This window comes from Halosimplex amylolyticum (assembly GCF_051414035.1).
GTDB lineage: Archaea > Halobacteriota > Halobacteria > Halobacteriales > Haloarculaceae > Halosimplex > Halosimplex amylolyticum.
In genome coordinates this window covers 177,406-194,489 of the sequence record NZ_JBLKNW010000006.1, presented here as the reverse complement: position 1 = coordinate 194,489, position 17,084 = coordinate 177,406, and the positions used below count along the sequence as shown (strand labels likewise).

General features: G+C 68.7%; 15 protein-coding genes. 6 read left to right on the top strand and 9 right to left on the bottom strand.

Annotated features, from left to right (window positions below):
* Nucleotides 1–137: 137 nt before the first annotated feature.
* A complete protein-coding gene (locus ACMGFE_RS20705) occupies nt 138–1,058 on the bottom strand; it encodes a polysaccharide deacetylase family protein (protein WP_436927190.1) in 921 nt (306 codons plus the stop codon).
* A gap of 590 nt (nt 1,059–1,648) precedes the next feature.
* On the opposite strand from ACMGFE_RS20705, the gene ACMGFE_RS20700 reads away from it, so the two are divergent.
* Nucleotides 1,649–3,397, top strand: a complete 1,749-nt coding sequence (locus ACMGFE_RS20700) for a hypothetical protein (RefSeq protein WP_436927189.1) — start codon at nt 1,649–1,651, stop codon at nt 3,395–3,397.
* Between the two features lie 61 nt (nt 3,398–3,458).
* Here ACMGFE_RS20700 and ACMGFE_RS20695 read toward each other — a convergent pair whose 3' ends face one another.
* The 4 genes from ACMGFE_RS20695 to ACMGFE_RS20680 form a co-directional block, all read right to left on the bottom strand.
* A complete protein-coding gene (locus ACMGFE_RS20695) occupies nt 3,459–4,562 on the bottom strand; it encodes a DegT/DnrJ/EryC1/StrS family aminotransferase (protein ID WP_436927188.1) in 1,104 nt (367 codons plus the stop codon).
* Nucleotides 4,559–5,158 carry an acyltransferase gene (locus ACMGFE_RS20690; RefSeq protein WP_436927187.1) on the bottom strand — a complete coding sequence of 200 codons (600 nt, stop codon included), beginning with the start codon at nt 5,156–5,158 and terminating at the stop codon, nt 4,559–4,561. Before ACMGFE_RS20690 ends, ACMGFE_RS20695 begins: the two co-directional genes overlap by 4 nt.
* A 70-nt stretch (nt 5,159–5,228) precedes the next feature.
* Nucleotides 5,229–5,552, bottom strand: coding sequence for a DUF7344 domain-containing protein (locus ACMGFE_RS20685; protein ID WP_436927186.1), 324 nt, complete (start codon nt 5,550–5,552; stop codon nt 5,229–5,231).
* Nucleotides 5,553–5,777: 225 nt separating this feature from the next.
* Entirely contained in the window at nt 5,778–6,353 is a 576-nt protein-coding gene (locus tag ACMGFE_RS20680) for a metal-dependent hydrolase (RefSeq protein ID WP_436927185.1), read from the bottom strand.
* Nucleotides 6,354–6,765: 412 nt separating this feature from the next.
* Here ACMGFE_RS20680 and ACMGFE_RS20675 point away from each other — a divergent pair, with 412 nt between their 5' ends.
* Nucleotides 6,766–7,041: a winged helix-turn-helix domain-containing protein gene (locus tag ACMGFE_RS20675; RefSeq protein ID WP_123533274.1), complete on the top strand. Its 276-nt coding sequence runs from the start codon at nt 6,766–6,768 to the stop codon at nt 7,039–7,041.
* A 1,479-nt stretch (nt 7,042–8,520) separates the two neighbouring features.
* On the opposite strand, the gene ACMGFE_RS20670 is transcribed toward ACMGFE_RS20675, so the two are convergent.
* Nucleotides 8,521–9,066 (bottom strand): DUF7344 domain-containing protein, encoded by a 546-nt coding sequence (locus tag ACMGFE_RS20670; protein WP_436927184.1) that lies wholly within the window; start codon nt 9,064–9,066, stop codon nt 8,521–8,523.
* A 458-nt stretch (nt 9,067–9,524) separates the two neighbouring features.
* Here ACMGFE_RS20670 and ACMGFE_RS20665 point away from each other — a divergent pair, with 458 nt between their 5' ends.
* Together ACMGFE_RS20665 and ACMGFE_RS20660 are read left to right on the top strand one after the other, a co-directional pair.
* Nucleotides 9,525–10,508, top strand: coding sequence for a Gfo/Idh/MocA family protein (locus ACMGFE_RS20665; protein ID WP_436927183.1), 984 nt, complete (start codon nt 9,525–9,527; stop codon nt 10,506–10,508).
* Complete coding sequence (locus tag ACMGFE_RS20660; RefSeq protein WP_436927182.1) at nt 10,505–11,875, top strand: nucleotide sugar dehydrogenase; 1,371 nt, start codon at nt 10,505–10,507, stop codon at nt 11,873–11,875. The genes ACMGFE_RS20665 and ACMGFE_RS20660 overlap by 4 nt, the downstream gene beginning before the upstream one ends.
* On the opposite strand, the gene ACMGFE_RS20655 is transcribed toward ACMGFE_RS20660, so the two are convergent.
* The gene (locus ACMGFE_RS20655) at nt 11,872–12,195 is read right to left on the bottom strand and encodes a HalOD1 output domain-containing protein (RefSeq protein WP_436927181.1); all 324 of its coding nucleotides are present in this window, start codon (nt 12,193–12,195) and stop codon (nt 11,872–11,874) included. The genes ACMGFE_RS20660 and ACMGFE_RS20655 overlap by 4 nt on opposite strands.
* An 813-nt stretch (nt 12,196–13,008) precedes the next feature.
* Between ACMGFE_RS20655 and ACMGFE_RS20650 the strand changes: the two genes are divergently transcribed.
* Nucleotides 13,009–13,623, top strand: a complete 615-nt coding sequence (locus ACMGFE_RS20650; RefSeq protein ID WP_436927180.1) for a DUF7344 domain-containing protein — start codon at nt 13,009–13,011, stop codon at nt 13,621–13,623.
* 293 nt (nt 13,624–13,916) lie between these two features.
* Here ACMGFE_RS20650 and ACMGFE_RS20645 read toward each other — a convergent pair whose 3' ends face one another.
* Together ACMGFE_RS20645 and ACMGFE_RS20640 are read right to left on the bottom strand one after the other, a co-directional pair.
* A complete protein-coding gene (locus tag ACMGFE_RS20645; RefSeq protein ID WP_436927179.1) occupies nt 13,917–14,111 on the bottom strand; it encodes a DUF7511 domain-containing protein in 195 nt (64 codons plus the stop codon).
* A gap of 160 nt (nt 14,112–14,271) precedes the next feature.
* Nucleotides 14,272–15,471: an alpha-D-ribose 1-methylphosphonate 5-triphosphate diphosphatase gene (locus ACMGFE_RS20640; RefSeq protein ID WP_436927178.1), complete on the bottom strand. Its 1,200-nt coding sequence runs from the start codon at nt 15,469–15,471 to the stop codon at nt 14,272–14,274.
* 884 nt (nt 15,472–16,355) lie between these two features.
* Here ACMGFE_RS20640 and rdfA point away from each other — a divergent pair.
* Nucleotides 16,356–16,988 carry a rod-determining factor RdfA gene (gene rdfA / locus ACMGFE_RS20635; RefSeq protein ID WP_436927177.1) on the top strand — a complete coding sequence of 211 codons (633 nt, stop codon included), beginning with the start codon at nt 16,356–16,358 and terminating at the stop codon, nt 16,986–16,988.
* Nucleotides 16,989–17,084 lie beyond the last annotated feature (96 nt).

The following is a 17,084-nucleotide window of genomic DNA, read 5'->3' as shown; positions in this document are numbered from 1 at the left end:
CGACGACTCGAAGACGCCAGCGATCCCTTCGACGGGGGGTCGGCGACGGTCACGGGAAGTACGCAGCGTCGGCGACTTCCCCAGCAAGGACCCGGGCGTCGGCGAGGGCTGTCGGACCACCCCGTCCGTCACCGGAGTCAGTCTGTCGCCACCGTCCGGGGTTCGCCCCGGGTTCGCGCGGCGACCTCGGCCATGGTCTCGACGGGGACCTCCTCGCGACGGGCGTCGATGGCCCGGAGGACCGCTTCGATGCGCCGGACCTGGGGCGCTCCCACGAGGTTGTTCGGGTGTAACCAGAGGTGCAAGACTCCATCGCCCTCCGCGGCGGCGTCGAGCCCGCGTTCGACGAGTTCGACGACGGGGTCGCCGACGACGGGCTTCGTGGCCCGGAGCGCTATCCCCTCGAAGCTGTAGAGGAACAGGGACGCCGGGACGTTCACGAGGCCGTGATCGTCGACGGCCGGCGTCACGATCGGCGGCGCTCCCGTCCCGAATGCGACCGTCTTGAGCTTCTCGGGGAGCGACCGCCGCGGGACGGGACGGCTCCCCCGGTACGCTTCGAAACCGTGCTCGGCGAGCTGCTCGCGATGACCCACCTCGTTCCGGGGGAACACGAACGACGTCAGGTCGATCCCCCACTCGTCGGCGAGAGCGCGACAGCGCGACAGCTCCGCTGCGGCGACCTCGCTCGTCGTGCCGTCGTCCCCGAACAGGACGTGCGAGTACGTGTGACAGCCGATTTCGTGGTCCGGGCCCGACTTGCGCACGCGCTCGATCAGTTCAGGACCGCAGGTCAGGTCCGGGCGGTCCCCCCACAGGTCGCGCTCGGGGGCGAACCACGCCGGTCCGGCGGGGTGGTCGGGATGGCGGCCGTCACACGACTCGTGGAAGAGGTGGCCGACGACGGCCCACGTCGCGGGCACGTCGTAAGCCTCGAAGAGCCGGCAGAGCGTCCGCCAGCCGGATCGCGCGCTCTCGACCCGATCCTCGGGCGGGGACTCGAAATCGACGAAGCCCCACCCCAGTTCCGCGTCCACCGAGACGACTACCGATCCCACGGCTCACTCCGCCCGTTCATGTCCCCGTGCAGACCTCGTTCGGTGTTTGTTATGTCGTCGCTACCGGACCGCGGGCCGCACGCCGCGGGACGCGAAACCGGTCCGGGCCCCCGATCCACCCGCTGGATCGACGAAACTATCGTCTTTCAATATATGATATCAAAAGTATATTAATACGGTCCCAATTCATGCGTTTACGAAGGTTTAGTCACTAGGTTTCGGTTTGTCCTGGTTGACTCAGTATATCGGCTAGGAAATCTCCTAATTATCCACTTATATCGAGGATTTATCTCCTAACCAAAAATAACACGCTGACTGCCGCATATGCCATCAAAATGGGCCTGTAAGCGGGTGTAGGTAGACATCGGTAAGAGAGGTGATAGGCAGGTAATATGAGAAATCTTATAATACCGATATAGAGTATGCAAAGAGTAATGTCTCCCGTGTTCGTCTATCGTGCGATCGGAATCGGTGCTGTCGCGTGACGGATCGGCCGGTCGGCACCCGGGCGGCCGGTATCGAGCGCGATACCGGGTCGAACGGCGTTCAGCGACCGCATAACAATACCCCGGTGCGGTCACGCTGGGGGCATGACCGGACTCATCGGAACCACCGCGGGTGACGAACGGCTCGGGGAACTGGCTGCGGCGGCCCACCGGGAAGACTGGTACGAACTCGAACGGGCCGCCGACGGCGAGGCGGCGGCGGGCGTGCTCGAACACGGGAGTCGCGACCCCGACGCGAACGTCGTCTGGCACGGGGACGGACTGATCGGCGTCGTCTACGGCGTCGTCTCCAACCGCGACCGGCTGTCGCTATCCTGGGGAGACCTCTTCCGCGGCGTCGCCGACGAGTCCCGGGAGACGCTCGCGCGCCTCGACGGGCCGTTCGCGCTGGCCTGTCTCGACGCCGGTGCGGGCGAGGTGCACCTTGCGACCGACGCGGCCGGGAGCAGACCCATCTACTACGCGGCCGGCGACGGGATCGACTTCGCCTCGGCACTGAGCCCGCTGCTCTCGGCGGTCGACGACCCGTCCCTCGACCCCGCGGCGGTGAGCGACCTGCTCCTGGCCGGCGGCGTCCTCGGCGAGCGGACGCTGGTCGACGGCGTCGCGAGTCTGCCGCCGGCCACCCACCTCGTGTTCGACGGGAGCGTCTCGACGAGCCGGTACTGGGCGCCCGAATCGGCCGGCCTGGCGCCCTCGGGCTACCCGGACCGCTGGCTCGACGCCTACCGTCGGGCCGTGGGCGACGTCGCGGCGACGACGGCCGACCCGTCGCTGTGGTTCCCCGGTGACCCGGCGAGTCGCATCGGCGCCGCGGTCCTCGCCGAGCGAGGATGTCCGGTCGAGACGCTAACCTGCGGCGGGCCGGACGGCGGCGACAGGGAGTCGGCCGCGCAGGCGGCCGCCTACCTCGGCCTCCCGAACAGGCAGGTCCACGACGACCCCGACGGTCACCTGGTCGACGCCGTCGCCGACGCGGTCGCCGCGACCGACGCGATGGTCAACTGGGCCGCGGTCGACGGCCTCCCGTACGTCACCGACCGACTCCACGACGACGCGGACGCGCTGGTGTTCGGCCGCTCGCACCTGGGCGCGCTCCCGTGGGCCGGGACGGTCGCCGCGGACGACTCCCCGGTCGCGGCGCTCTCGGAGAACGAGTGCGCGCTCCCGCCCGAGGCGGTCCGGACCCTGCTGTCGGCCGACCGCGACCCGGTCGAGTCCCTCGACGACGTGGTGGCGGCGAGCGTCGACGGCCCGGCCGAGCGAACCGCGGTCGACGCGGCACTGCAGGTCAGGGCCGCGACGGAACTGCGGAGTCGAGCCGTCCAGCGCAGTCGCGTCGGCACGCGCTCGCTCGCGTCCGGTGCACTGCTCGACACCGCCGCGCGGATGCCCGCCTGTTACCGACTGGGGACCCGCCCGCTGTCCGACCCGACCGGGACCGGCGATCCACCCATCGATCGGGCGGTGGTCCGCCGACTCGATCCGAACCTGGCGCAGATCCCATCAGGGGCAGAGGGACGGAATCGGACGCGCTCGACCGGGCTCCGGGCCGACGGCGCCGGCGGATCGGACGGCCGCGCAGCCGACGGCGACGCGTACGTCCGCCGGTACGCGACCGACGACCGCTTCCGCCGGTTCGTCGACGACCTGCTGGAGCGGGTTCGCGACCGCGACCCGCTCGACACCGACGGCGTGGCCGCGCTCCACGACCGGCTCGCGGGCGGCGACCTCACGTCGTTCACGCCGGTCGCGGCGCTGACCGGACTGGAGCTCTGGGCGGGTCGTCACCTGGACGGGACGCCCAGCGCGACCGCCGGCGTCGAGGTCTGAACGGCGACAGTCGCGGACGAATCACGGAATCGGCGGCGAGAGATCGAGGATTTTCGCGTTCTCAGTGCACCTGATAGAGAGCGAGCGCGTCGGCGATGGCCTCGCGGTCGGCGTCGGTGAGACCGGGGTGGACCGGGAGCGAGAGCACCTCGTCGGCGGCGCGCTCGGCGACGGGGAACCGCTCGTCGACGTGGTCGTAGGCCGGCTGCTCGTGGATGGGCGTCGGATAGTAGACGCCGGTGTCGACGCCCGTATCGCCGAGGTGGGTCGTCAGGCGCTCCCGGTCGGGCGCCCGGACGGTGTACTGGTGGAACGCGTGGTCGACGTGATCCGGGACCGTCGGCGGGTCGATCGGCGTCTCGTCGAGCGCGTCGGTGAGCGCGGCGGCGTTGTCGCGACGGGCGCGGACGAACCGGGAGAGCCGCTTCAGCTGGACGCGACCGATGGCGGCAGCCATATTCGTCATCCGGAAGTTGTGTCCCAGTTCGACGTGTTCGTACTGGTCGTTGCGACCGTGGTTGACGAACCGCGCGGCGCGGTCGGCCACCTCCTCGTCGTCGGTGACGATCATCCCGCCCTCGCCGGTAGTCATGTTCTTCGTCGGGTAGAACGAGAAGGCCGCGGCGTCACCGAACGACCCGACGGGCTCGCCGTCGAGGCGGGCGCCGTGGGCCTGGGCGGCGTCCTCGATCACGGCGGCGTCGTACTCCGCGGCGAGGTCGCAGATGGCGTCCACGTCGGCGGGCAACCCGTAGAGGTGGACGGGCACGATCGCGTCGACGTCGCCACCGCGGATCTCGATGGCCTCCCGGGCGGACGTGGGGTCGAGGTTGTACGTCTCCGGGTCGATGTCGGCGAACACCGGTTCGGCGCCGCAGAAGCGTACGGCGTTGGCGGTCGCGACGAACGAGAACGGCGTCGTGAGGACGGTGTCGCCCTCGCCGATACCGCAGGCCCGGAGGGCGGCGTGGAGCGCGGCGGTCCCGTTGGCGACCCCGACGCCGTGGTCGACGTGGCAGGTCGTCGCGAACTCGCGCTCGAACGCGCGGACCTCCTCGCCGTCGGCGAGCATGCCGCTGTCGAGCACTTCTTCGACGCGCTCGCGCTCCCGTTCGCCGATAGCGGGCGAGGCGATGGGGATCTGGCGGTGGTCCTCGAGGTTCATCGCAGTCGATTTCCTCCCTGGAGCTCTTCGGGCAGCGGTTCGTGGCTCGCGGGCGACCCGACCGCGAGCGTCTCGGCCGGAACGTCTTCGGTGACGACCGCGCCGGCGGCGACGAACGAGCCCTCGCCGACGGTCACGCCGGGGAGGATCGTCGCGTTCGCGCCGACGGAGACGTCCGATTCGATCGTCGCACCGACGAGTTCGCTCGTCGGCCGCACGGGATAGGGGTCGTTGGTGACGACCGCGTGCGGCCCGAGGAAGACGTTGTCCCCGACGGTGGTCTCGGGCGGGAGGTAGACGCCCGTCTGACAGCTGACGTGTGACCCGATCTCGAGGTCGCCGTCGAGGACGGCGTGGCTTCCGACGAGGACGTCGTCGCCGACGGTCGTGCCGCCGCGGACGAGCGCGTGGTGGCCGGTCGAGAAGTCGTCGCCGATGACGACGTCGGTGTAGACGATCGTGCCGCCCCGGATGGTCGCGTCGTCGCCGATCAGCGTCTTGGCGTCGCTCTTCCCGCTGGGCTCGCCGACGACTGCCGTCTCGGCGATGTCACACTGCACCCCGGTCCGCACGGTCTGGAGGTCGTGCTCACTCATGTACCGGTCGGGACTCTGCCCGGACCGGCCTTTGTTAATGAGCGCTTGTCGGCCCGCCGCTCGCGGGCCCTCACTCCGCCGAGAACTGATCCATCGCCAGTTCGAGGTACGGCACGGCGACGTCGGTCGCGTCGGTCGGTCGCACCGTCCTGTCGCCCGGGTCGTAGTCGACGAGCCCGGCGTCGTCGAGTTTCGGCAGGTTCGAGTGAACCAGCCGCGTCGCGACCTGGTTCCGGAAGTCCGCGGTCGAGAGTCCGTCGGGCGTCCCGCCGGTATCGACCACGTACTCGACGAGGTCGTCGTACGGGATGGCCCCGTCGACGCGGACCAGATACGCCAGCGCGTAGCGGTTACCCGGTTGGGAGAGCAACTCGAACAGCTCGTTGATCGACACGGGACTCTCCGTGCCGCGTGCGGTCTCGCGTTCCCCTCCGTCGTTCCTTCCGCGCTCTACGTCCTTCCCCTCGGGGGTACGGCGTCCGTCCGGATCTCCCCCCGGAGATCCGTGCTGCCGCCGGTCGTTGTCACTCGACCGACTCTCCTGCGGGTGCTCTGACCCCATACCTTCACTTCTCGCTCGACTGTTATATATTCTCGCCCGGCCGGCGAGGCCGCTCGCTCAGCGCTCGACCACCCGGTCGCCGAACGGGCTCCGCGGCAGGCCCGGCCGGCCGTCGCGCAGCCACAGCCAGGCGGCCGCGGCGAGTAGCGATAGTTCGCCCAGCAGGTAGAGCGCCCCGAGCGGCGACGCGAGGAACGCGGCGAACTGCGCGGCGAGTTCGAACACGTGCGGGAGGGCGGCGGTCGGATCGGTCGTCGGCGCGGGGCGAAACGGCCAGAAGAGGAACCACGTCTTCGGACCGCGGCCGAGGACGACCGGATACAGCACGTCGGCGGGGAGGTGGCTCAGGTAGCCGACGACGAACGCCAGCGCCGGCCGCTCGCGCCCGAAGACGGCGCCCGCGGCCAGGACGGCGAGACTGAGGGGGACCGCGGTCACGAGCGAGTGGGCGAGCGTCGTCCCCCCGGGGAGGACGCCGAACCACCACCCGAGCGGTTTGTCCACCAGGTCGGGGAACTGGCTTCCGAACGCCACGGCGATCGCGGCGCCGCTCGTCACGGGTTCGCGCCAGGCGACTCTGCTCGCGAGCGCGTACGAGAGGTACCCGATCGCGAGGTGTTCCCACGGCCACATCTTACCGACGCCCGCCCTGGCGGCGTTCGCTCGGCGCGGAGCGTGGACCGCCGGCGCGTCCGAACTGGGCCGGCCAACCGACCGAACCCCCGGGTCGGCGACCGGCCGTGAGACCGCTCCGAGCGCGCGTGGATTCCATGCGCGGGTGACCGAGAGGGATCCGGTTTGTTATGCCCTCGTTACGGACGAGCGCGGCCCGTCAGGCTATTCGTTCGTTCGACCCTAATCGCGGTACGGAACGCGAAAAATCTGGAGCGTCGAAACCTCTTTACGTGGTAGCCGACTCGGTGTGAGTACAGCGGAAAGTGGGACGCAAGCGAGTCCCGCTGACAACAGCCGCGTTCGTTCCCGGTCAGTGACCGGGAAGCGGACGAACGCGACAACACCTATCCGGCAACTTCCGCAACAAACAATGAGCACAGATTGGGACGACGTCAGCTTCGTCATCAGTTCGCGCTACCGCGTCGCGGTCCTCAAGCGGCTCGCAGACGGCCCGTCGACGCCGTCGCAGATAGCGTCGGACGAGGACGTAGGTATCGCACACGTCTCGCGGGCGCTCCAGCGCCTGCGGGAACGGGAACTCGTAGACCTCCTGGTCTCCGACGACCGCAAGAAGGGACGCGTCTACGGCCTCACCGAGCAGGGACGCGCAGTCTGGGACAAGATCGAAGCCGAAAACATGGTCTGAGCACGCCCCGGGTCGGCGACGGCTGACGCCGCGCTTCAACGACTCACGACAGCTCGGCATCGCCGCGAAATCCCGACGATCGCCTCGACGGACGCCCCGTCTGCACCGCGACCCGACGCGACCGAGCGCGCGGGCGCTGCGGACGCCCGTGTGGTCCCTTTCTCTCACCGGACAGTAAGCAGTGGCAACTATCCGGTACGCCCGGCGTACTCCGCCACCCGATACCCGGCTGCCCGGCAGCCGCCCGTCGCGTCACCGCCCGGCAATACTGGCTGCCTTTACAGGCATAGGTCTGTAATACCAGGCCCCGGTAAGGCCCTGCTACGAACAGTTTCGACCGGGGACGTCCCTCCCCAGCTGGTCCCGACCGGCCAGTTCGATGCAGGGCGTCGACCCGCTACAAACCTCGGGCTCGCACCTCGTTGGCGGAAGGCGCTCTCCAGTCCCCGACGACGACTCCCGGGCGACCGGCGTCGAACGCATCGGCTGCTGGGACCGTTCGCTCCACCACCAGAGTCGATACCGTCCCACCCCCCGAAGCCGTTCACTTCTGTCCGGGAATGCGGTCTATTCGAGCGAGAGATCCGCCGCCTCGGTGTTCATCTGGTGGGGAGAGGCGATCGAACGGGGAGGAAACGGAGTGACCGGCTGCGGCCAGTTACCCCCGAACCGAACGCGGTATGCGACGCGTCGCCGGCGAGGGAAGGGGTTCTCTTCGGGACTGCCGCGGGAGCGGGGCCCGACGCGCGTTCGTTGCCAGTAGGCGTCGTATGGCTGCGACGTACGGATCTGATTCAGTACGAATAGTACCGCGTTCGGATCGGCTACGTGCCGGTTCGGGGCCAGAGACCCCATTCTCGGTCCCGAGTCGCGAAGCGGCTTTAGGGGATGGATTACTATGCAGTCGTAGGACGGAGTACGAGTCGATGACGGAACACATCTCTGACAGCGACCTGGAACGGATCGCCCAGTTCGTGGACACCCCGGCGTACAAGCGGGAACCCGAACAGCTGCTGCCAGAGGGCGTCGACGACGACTGACCGCCGGACCCGCTCCCTGCACGGCGACTCTGTTCCGGTCCCCGCTCTTCTCGCGCGGCGAGTCGACGACACTCGCCGCGTCCCGTCGGGATCGGCCCGCCCTCTCGTTCTTTCGCTGACTCGCCAGGAGCACCGCCTGGCAGGAACGCTTCGGGCAGCGCTCGCCAGGCGTGCCTCGATCCGCTCTCGCCAGGCGTGCCTCGATCCGCTCTCGCCAGGCGTACCTCGACCCGCTCTCGCCAGATGTCCCCTCGTAGTTCCAGGCGTGGACGCACGCACGTGCGCTCGCACTCTCTCCACAGACCGGTCAGCTGTAGCTCTCAGGCTCGTAAGGAGGGTTGCCGGGCGTGCTGGTGCCAACCACCTCGAACGACACAGCCCAGTCTGCGACGCTTCGAGCGGCCGCTGACGGGCACTGTGCGCGTTACCGAGGACGGGTTCAGGTCTGTCGGCGGAGGTCGTCGGGGACCTGGCGTCGGTTCATCGTCCAGACGACGATGTGCGCGCCGACGGTGAGGAGGAAGCCGGAAAAGATGATGACGCCGAGGGTGGCATCGGTCATGTTCCCGAAGATCCAGACGTTCAGGTTCGTGAGGGCGACCAGCGCGATCCCGAGGATCGCGAGTGGGAGATAGAGGTACTGCCAGGGAACCTCCCGCTCGCCCGGATTGAGGTACTGGTCGACGTCGTTGGCGGCCTGGGTCAGCTCTACTTCGCCCGTGTCCTGGTCGTAGCTCACGAGGCCGGCGTCCTCGAGCTTGGGGACGTGGGTTTGATACAGCGATACGTAGACTCGTTTCCGTTGTTGTTTCGTCAGTTCATCGACAGTCGTATCGTTCTCCCAGGCGGCGACGTCCTCGGCTAACTCCGTCAACTCGACCGGGGCGTCCTCGGTTCTGAGCAGGTAGAGAACGTACCGCCGTCTCGCGCTACTCAGGATGTCGAAGACGACGTCCTGCGTCAGGGTTTCGTCCTCTATCGACATCCACCATCAGCCCTCGCGTCGGTCTGTCGGCGGATTGCCACTACTGGCAGCCACCCCGTTGTCGTATCTCGACACAGGCAGGGAGATTAGTGGGTATCACTTTGTTACGAACCGGTTACCGGGCCCGCCCGCTTTCGGGGACCGCGGATCCGCTGGACGGCGCCTCATTCCCCCGGCATCGGCCACCCTCCGGCGGTCGTCAGGCGGGGGTTTCACCCGTATCGACCCGCTACTGGCCAAAGGAGACGTATAACAAAGCCGACGCTCGGTGCTACAATCGGGTGATTCATGAGCCACGGACGGTCGACTCCGGCGACAGCAGATACGCCGCGGAACCAGCTCCCAGCATCGACGGGAGACGGGCCTGTACGCGTGGTGAGGTCCGCCTGCCCCTCCAGCGAACGGTCGCCACGTCGCCGGTCGTCGGTCGGACGCGGCCCGACGGGAGGACGCGAGAGATGACCGATCGAGTCCGTGCCGGCGTCGTCGGTGTCGGGAGCATGGGGCGCCACCACGCCCGCGTGTACAGTGAACTCCCCTCGGTCGAACTCGTCGGGGTCACGGACGCCGATCAGGAAAACGCCCGAACCGTCGGGGCCGAGTTCGACACGCAGGCGCTCGACCGCGACGAACTCTTCTCGCGGGTCGACGCCGTGTCGGTCGCCGTCCCGACCCGCTATCACGAGGCAGTGGCTCGTGCCGCGATCGAATCGGGAACGCACGTCCTCGTCGAGAAACCGTTCGTCGACGACCCGGAAGTCGGCCGGTCGCTCCTGGCGGCCGCCCGCGAGCGTGACCTGGCGGTCCAGGTCGGTCACATCGAGCGGTACAACCCGGCCATCCTCGCCCTCCAGGACGTGATCGTCGAGGTCGACCCGATCGCCTTCGCGGCCCGCCGTCAAGGGCCACCCGTCGACCGGGACAGCGTCGACAGCGTGGTGTTCGACCTCATGATCCACGACATCGACGTGGTCTGCTCGCTCGCCGACGGAGCGGTGTCGGACGTCTCCGCGGTCGGCGCCGCGGACGGCGACCACGTCATCGCCCAGCTCGAGTTCGAAAGCGGCCTCGTCGCCTCGCTGACGGCCAGCCGCGTCACCCAGCAGCGGGTCCGCGACCTCGCGGTCACCGCCGATGACTGCCACGTCGACGTCGACTACATGGACCAGTCCGTGCAGATCCACCGCCACTCGCTCCCCGAGTACGTCGCGACCGACGGCGACGTCCGCTATCGCCACGAGAGCGTCATCGAACGGCCGACCGTCGAAACCGGTGAGCCGCTCAAAAACGAACTCTCGTCGTTCGCCGAGACGGTCCAGGAGGGGAGCGAACCCCGGACCACCGGCGAGGACGGCATCCGCGCCGTCGAGATCGCCGCGTGGATCGAGTCGGAGATCGAGGCCGAGTCCGAGACCGCGCCGCCCGAGGTACCCAACCTATGAGCGGCCAGCGGCCGGAACCGGCGGGACTGTACGGTTCCGACGCGAGCCGATCGAGGCAGCGACGCGCCTTCACCGGCGGCGCCGTGCCGGTCGCGGTCTACGGCCTCGGCAAGATGGGCCTCCCGCTGGCCGCCGTCTACGCCGACGTCTGCGGAAACGTGACCGGCGTCGACATCGACGCCGACGTGGTCCGGGCGGTCGACGCTGGCAGGTGTCCGGTGGAGGGCGAACGTGGTCTCCCCGAAGCCGTCGACCGCCTCGCCGGTGACGGGTCGCTCTCGGCGACGACCGACGCGACCGCCGCCGCTTCCGACGCTGCCGTGCACGTCGTGATCGTCCCGACGCTCGTCGAGGACGACCAGCCGGACCTCTCGGCCCTCGAAGCGGCGGTCCGCTCGGTGGGCGCGGGCCTCGACGAGGGCGACCTCGTCGTCGTCGAGTCGACGGTCCCGCCGCGGACCTGCCGCGACCGGGTCCGCCCGTGGCTCGCTGCGGAGAGCGGGCTCGAACTCGGCGAGTTCGGTCTCGCCTTCTGCCCCGAGCGGACGATGAGCGGTCGCGCGCTCGAAGACATCCGCGGTTCGCACCCGAAGGTCGTCGGCGGTGCCGACGCGGAGAGCACGCGCGTGGCCGAGTTGATCTACGGAGAGATCACCGACGCGGAGGTGATCCCGGTCGCCGACTGCACGACCGCAGAGTGCGTGAAAGTGTTCGAGGGGCTCTACCGCGACGTCAACATCGCCCTCGCGAACGAACTCGCGACGCTCGCCGGGGAGTTCGGCGTCGACGTGACCGACGCCATCGACGTCGCCAACACCCAGCCGTTCTGCGACATCCACACGCCAGGCCCCGGCGTCGGCGGTCACTGCATCCCCTACTACCCCTACTTCGTCATCTCGGAGTTCGAAGGGGAGACGCCGCTGCTCCAGACTGCGCGGCACGTCAACGAGTCCATGCCGACGTTCACGGTGGAGTCGGCGGCCGACGCCCTGGCCGAACGCGGCCGGGACCTGGCCGACAGCACCGTCGCGGTGTTCGGACTCACTTACCGACCGGGCGTCGACGAGACGCGGGCCTCACCGGGGGTCGCGGTCGCCGAGGAGCTCGCGGACCGGGCCGAGACCGTCTACGCGGTCGACCCGGTCTGCACGAGCGCGCCCCCGGAGGGCGTCGAGCGCGTCTCGCTGGACGCGATCGGGGCGAGAGAGCTCGACCTCGCGGTCGTCACGACCGCCCACGACGAGTTCGCCGAGATCCCGTGGACGGCCTTCGAGGACCTGGTGGTGTTCGACGGGCGCCGCATGCTCGACGACGGGGACACGTCACACCCGGTCAGTCGGCTCGGAGACGGGGTGGACCAGAACTAGCGGGGTTCGACGCGGCGGACGAGGATGTCGCCGTCCGAGTGGACCGTGATCTCGTGAGCGTCGAAGTCGAAGACGACGCGACCGGAGACGCTGCTCTCGCCGTCCGTGAACAGGCGGTCGAGCGCGTCGGGGTCGACGACGTCGTACAGCGGTTGTTCGATGTCGATCGGGGTGACTCCCTTCGCCTCGGCCAGCGATTCGATCACGGCGACGCTCAGGTCGGTCCCGGGCGCGCGCTCGTTAGCGGCCGAGTAGACCACTTCCGTTCCGGCGTCGAGCCGATCCGTCCGCTCGCCGTCCTCTGTCGTTCGTTCCGCCATCGTCACACCTCGTCGGTCCGTCCCGCGTAACTTCCAGTAACCATTCGAGTACACCTCCACGCACTCGACCGATTTACAATGAATCTTCGGGTTCGTCCCTGTCACCGTCGACTGATCGACGGGCCAATCGCCTCGATCGGCCTGGTCGTGAGCGGTCTGCACGCGAGCATTCCCCGGCCCCGTCTCCCCGGATCGCCGCTCACTCCATGCGAGGGGAGGCCGGCGAACGCGTCTTCGGGTAGATCGGTCGCGCGAACGTGTGCGAATTCAGATAACTAATTCCGCGGGTGAGACCGGTCCGAGTAAGATAGGGTTGACTCAGCCGGATGCACGCGAGCGGACCACCGCTTAGAAACGGCGCGCGCGGCCGGGACGATCGCGCTGACCGGGCCGTGGACCCGCCGGATCGTCACTATCGCCGAGAATACACTCCATTACTGGCGGAATTGGAGCAATAACCGCCGACGCTGCGTGACAACCAGTCCCTACTGACGCTTCGTGCGGCGCCGTTCGCAGTAATGGCTCCGTTATACAGCCGCGGACGATTGTTCAATCAAGAAAGATTAAGTAGCCGTGCCCCCCAACAAGCAATCGGCGCAACAAACTCTGTGGAGGGGTCTCCAGCGCCGGGGGTACGGACACATGAAGGCAGACAATTCCCACGAATCGGCCGCGAATCGAACGCCAATTACCCTCGAGAGGGGGACCGTCACTACCGGGCGGGCGAGGTATGAGTAACTCCTCGGCCGTCACAGTGACCCACGGGGTCGCGAGCGCGTCTCGCGGTCACCAGCATCAGGAGGTGTGGAGCTGATGTCTTCGGCATCACAGCAGGCGAGCGACCAGGACGTCGTGCCGGAGGAGACGGAGGCAGACGCGGATCAAGCCGCGCCTACCGACGCCGAGGAGACGCAGCCGGAGGAGGAGTCGAGCTCGCAACTCCCGCTCGACCACGTCTTCGAGATCCTCAAAAACGAGCGACGGAGGACCGTGTTGCACTACCTCCGTGAACACGGTGGGACCGTGGCGCTCGGCGAGCTCGCAGAGCACGTCGCCGCTGTCGAGAACGGAACGACCGTCGCGCAGGTGACGTCCAACGAGCGCAAGTGCGTGTACGTCGGCCTGTACCAGTGCCATCTGCCGAAGATGGACGACATGGACATCGTCGAGTTCAACCAGAACCGAGGCCGGATCTCGCTGGGCCCCAACGCGGCCCAGCTGTTCGAGTACCTCGAGGAGTCGGACGAGGTCGACCCGGCCCTGGCCGCTGTATTACGGATCGCTGACCGCCGTCGGTGCCGTGTTGCTCGTCGCGAGCCAGCTCGGTGCCGCCGCCGTCGGACTGACGGCGACCGTCGTCTCGACGGTCGTCCTGCTCGGTCTCGTCGGCGTCGCTTCGGCGCAGACGCTCGACCAGCGCTCGGCTGACTGACGGCGGGCTCCGGCCGCCGCCGGTCGTTTCTTCGGATCGTCGCGTGACTCCCGTCGATACCAGCAGTCGATCAGCGGCGGGAACGACCCGGTCGAAGGGTTGTTTCTGACCCGGTCGAAGGGCTGTTTCTGACCCGATTCCCCGGGTTCACGGCCCCGTCACTGGGCCGCCGCCGCCGCTCGGCCCGTTCGGTGGACGGCCGGCGAGAACGGATCCCGGTGAGCGGGGGCTGCGTCCGCTCCAGATATGAGCCGCGAAAAAGAGGCGTCGTACGGTGAGGAGTCGGCCGTCAACGGACGGCGTCGAGTTCGACGAACGCCGGCTCCGTCGCCGAGATCCAGGTCGCCATCCGCTTGTGGTCGTCCACGCCCGCGGGATAGATCGTGCACTCGTCGGGGGCGTCCTCGTACCGCTCGACGACCGCTCTGAGTTTCCACGCCGCCTCTTGGCCACCGCGTCCCTGACCTTTCGGTTCCGTCGACATGGACTACCGTACCCCCCAGACGGCCATTGTAATTGATCCGCTACAGCCGCCGTAGAGACCGTATATCTCGATATGCCGGGAGAAACGCGGGCGAAACTGTCGAAACTGTCTCCGAGCCGCGACGAGCACCCCGGCTCGGCGAGGCCGAGACCGATCTCCCTCAACTGTCATGCGATTTCGGGCCGCCGTGACAGTGATACACGTCTCGGCCGGCGACGAACGCTCGGGTCACGGTCGGGACCGGGTCCGGGTCGACGACCACCAGGTCGGCGCGAGCGCCGGCAGCCAGTTCGCCGCGGTCGTCCAGTCCGGCGACGCGCGCCGGCTCGCTGCTCACGCGGGCGACGCGTCGTTCGATCGGCTCGCCGGTGTCGACGAACACCGACGCCAGGAGCGCTTCCGGCCGGTAGTCCGAGCAGAGAACGTCGACGACCCCCTCCTCGATGGCGTCGCGCGCGTCGAGATTCCCCCAGAGGCTTCCGCCGCGGACGAGGTTCGGCGCGCCCATTGCGGTGGCCGCGCCGCGCTCGGTGGCGCGCCGGGCGGCCGCCAGTGAGATCGGGTACTCGCAGAGGTCGACGCCGTGGTCGACCGCGTGGTCGACGGCCGCCGGATCGGCGTCGTCGTGTGAGGCGAGCGTGACGTCGGCCGACGCGAGGGCCTCGACCAGGTCCGAGCGGCGCTCGCGCAGCGTGGCCTCGGCGACCCCGCGGCGGTCCCGTCCGGCCTGGGCCGCCTCGTCTGCGACGGCGCCGCGTCCGTCGGTGTATCGCTGCGCGAACGCGTCCTCGTCGTCGAACTGGCCGCGTCCGGGGACGTGGGCCATCAGCGAGACCACGTCGACGATCGGCCGGTCCGCGAGTTCGCCCACGCAGGCGACGGAGGCGGCGTCGGTGAGTTCACAGCGGGCGTGGACCCGGTGGTCGGCCGCGAGGCTCGCGCCGTCGGCCACCGCGTCCAGGAGCTCGGTCGCGTCCTCGATCGACCTGTTCTTCTCGGGGGAGTCCTCGAAGGCGATGGCGTCGAACTTGGTGGTCACGCCGGCCGCGAGCGTCAGTCGGTCAGCGGTCGCGAGCGCGGCGGTCGGGTCGACCCGTTCGCCGGAGCGCGGATAGAGGTACCGCTCCACGTCGTCGCCGTGCAGGTCGACGAGGCCCGGCAGGACGTACCTCCCAGTGGCGTCGATCCGCCGAGTTGCCCCCTCCGCGCTCACCGGCGACCCGGCTGGATCCGCCGTCGGGTCGACGTCGACGATGCGGTCGCCCTCGATAACCACACGTCCGCCCTCGTGCGTCTCGTGCGGGGTGACGACGGTACCGCCGTCGACGACGACGGTGTGTTCGTCGGTCCGTTCGATCATTGACAAGGTACCAGGGCATCGAATGCGATAGTTATGGGTCGGCTAAGGACGGTTCGGTCCGGGGTCGGCCTCCTGGCCAGTTCTCTGGGACGAACGAGAGGGAGCCGGCCGGCGATCTGACCCCTCAGTGACGAGCGGGTGGCTGGCGTTCCGGGACGAAAGAACGAACGGGGCCGTCAGGACGGCCGACCGGGTCGGACGGACCCGGTCACGACGGCGAGCATCGGCGCGGCGGACGGACAGCTTCGGACTGGACTGCGCGGGGCGTCTCCCCTGACCCCCCGTTCGACGGGTGGCGTCGAGCCGACTTCGTTATACCCCGCATAAGCCTGTTTCGGCCCGTTCGGTCGAGCAAGCATCTTGCACGTACCCGCGCGTGCCGGCCGCTCGCCGTGAAATTCGTCCGTCGGAGCTGGGTCGGTCTACCGGCCGCTCGGAGTGCGCGTAGTTTCGGAGAAACGACCGGCTGTCGGCCTGTAGCCGGCGTTTACTCCGTTCGACCGGCCGTGAACGATAGCGCCCGTTTAACCGTCCTACCCCCCATCGTTTCGATGCCGTCGACCCATCGACCGGCACCACCTGACACGCCCGAACCCCTGTGCATCGCCGACGCGGCTCCCGTTCCCGTCGGCTTCCCAGCCCACCGGTCGGCCGCTCCTTCGGAGTGCGCTCCTGCCCGGGGCGCCACTGGGGAGACGGCACCGTCTACCAGCAGTCCGCGGCCGCCCGTCGGCTCACCTGCCCGTGACCCACCGGGCCGGCGGGTTGCGTAATTTCTGGCGCGTTCCGACGACGTAGCGTCGGCCTCGTCGCGGCGGCCACCTCGCGTCCGGGAGTCTCGACCACCGACAGGCGTAAGTCCGTTCCGGGAGTGTCCGTGTCGCATGGAGTCGGACGATTCCGGCGAGACTCGTAGCAAGGTCGCGCGGATTATCGCGGCGTACGACCTCGAGGGGATGGGCGACCGGCTGGTCGCCCGCTGGACCGGGGCCGACGGCGAACGGACGAGCCTCCGCGACCTGGCCGACGATTTCAACCGGGAACTCCTGCGGACCGCGATGCGCGAAGCGGGGCGGAACCCGATGGAACGCGTGGTCGAACAGACGTACGAGACGCTGACCGCGGCCGACGTGAGCGAGGGGAGGAAAGCGGAAGTCCGCAACGAACTCTCCCGCGACGGCGTCGACGTCGACGCGCTCTGCCAGGACTTCGTCTCCCACCAGTCGATGCACACGTACCTCACGACCGTGCGCGACGCCACGGCGCCATCGACCGACGCCGACCCCGTCGAGACGGACGTCAGGACGATCCAGCGGTTGCTCGGTCGGACGGCGACGGTCGCCGAAGACACGCTCGAACGCCACCGCAACGCCGACCGCGTCGACCTCGGCGACTTCGACGTGTTCCTCGACCTGCGGGTGCTGTGTCACCGCTGTGGAACCGACAGGGACGTCGTTGCGTTACTCGAGAACGGCGGCTGCGCGTGCGACGAGTCGGTAGAAGCGTCCGCCGACTGAGCGAACCCCGACACCGCGACGAGGCCGTCTCACGAACCCCTCACGGGAATCTCGGGGGACTCGGATCTTCTTCGGGATCGGACTCGTCGTCGGCTG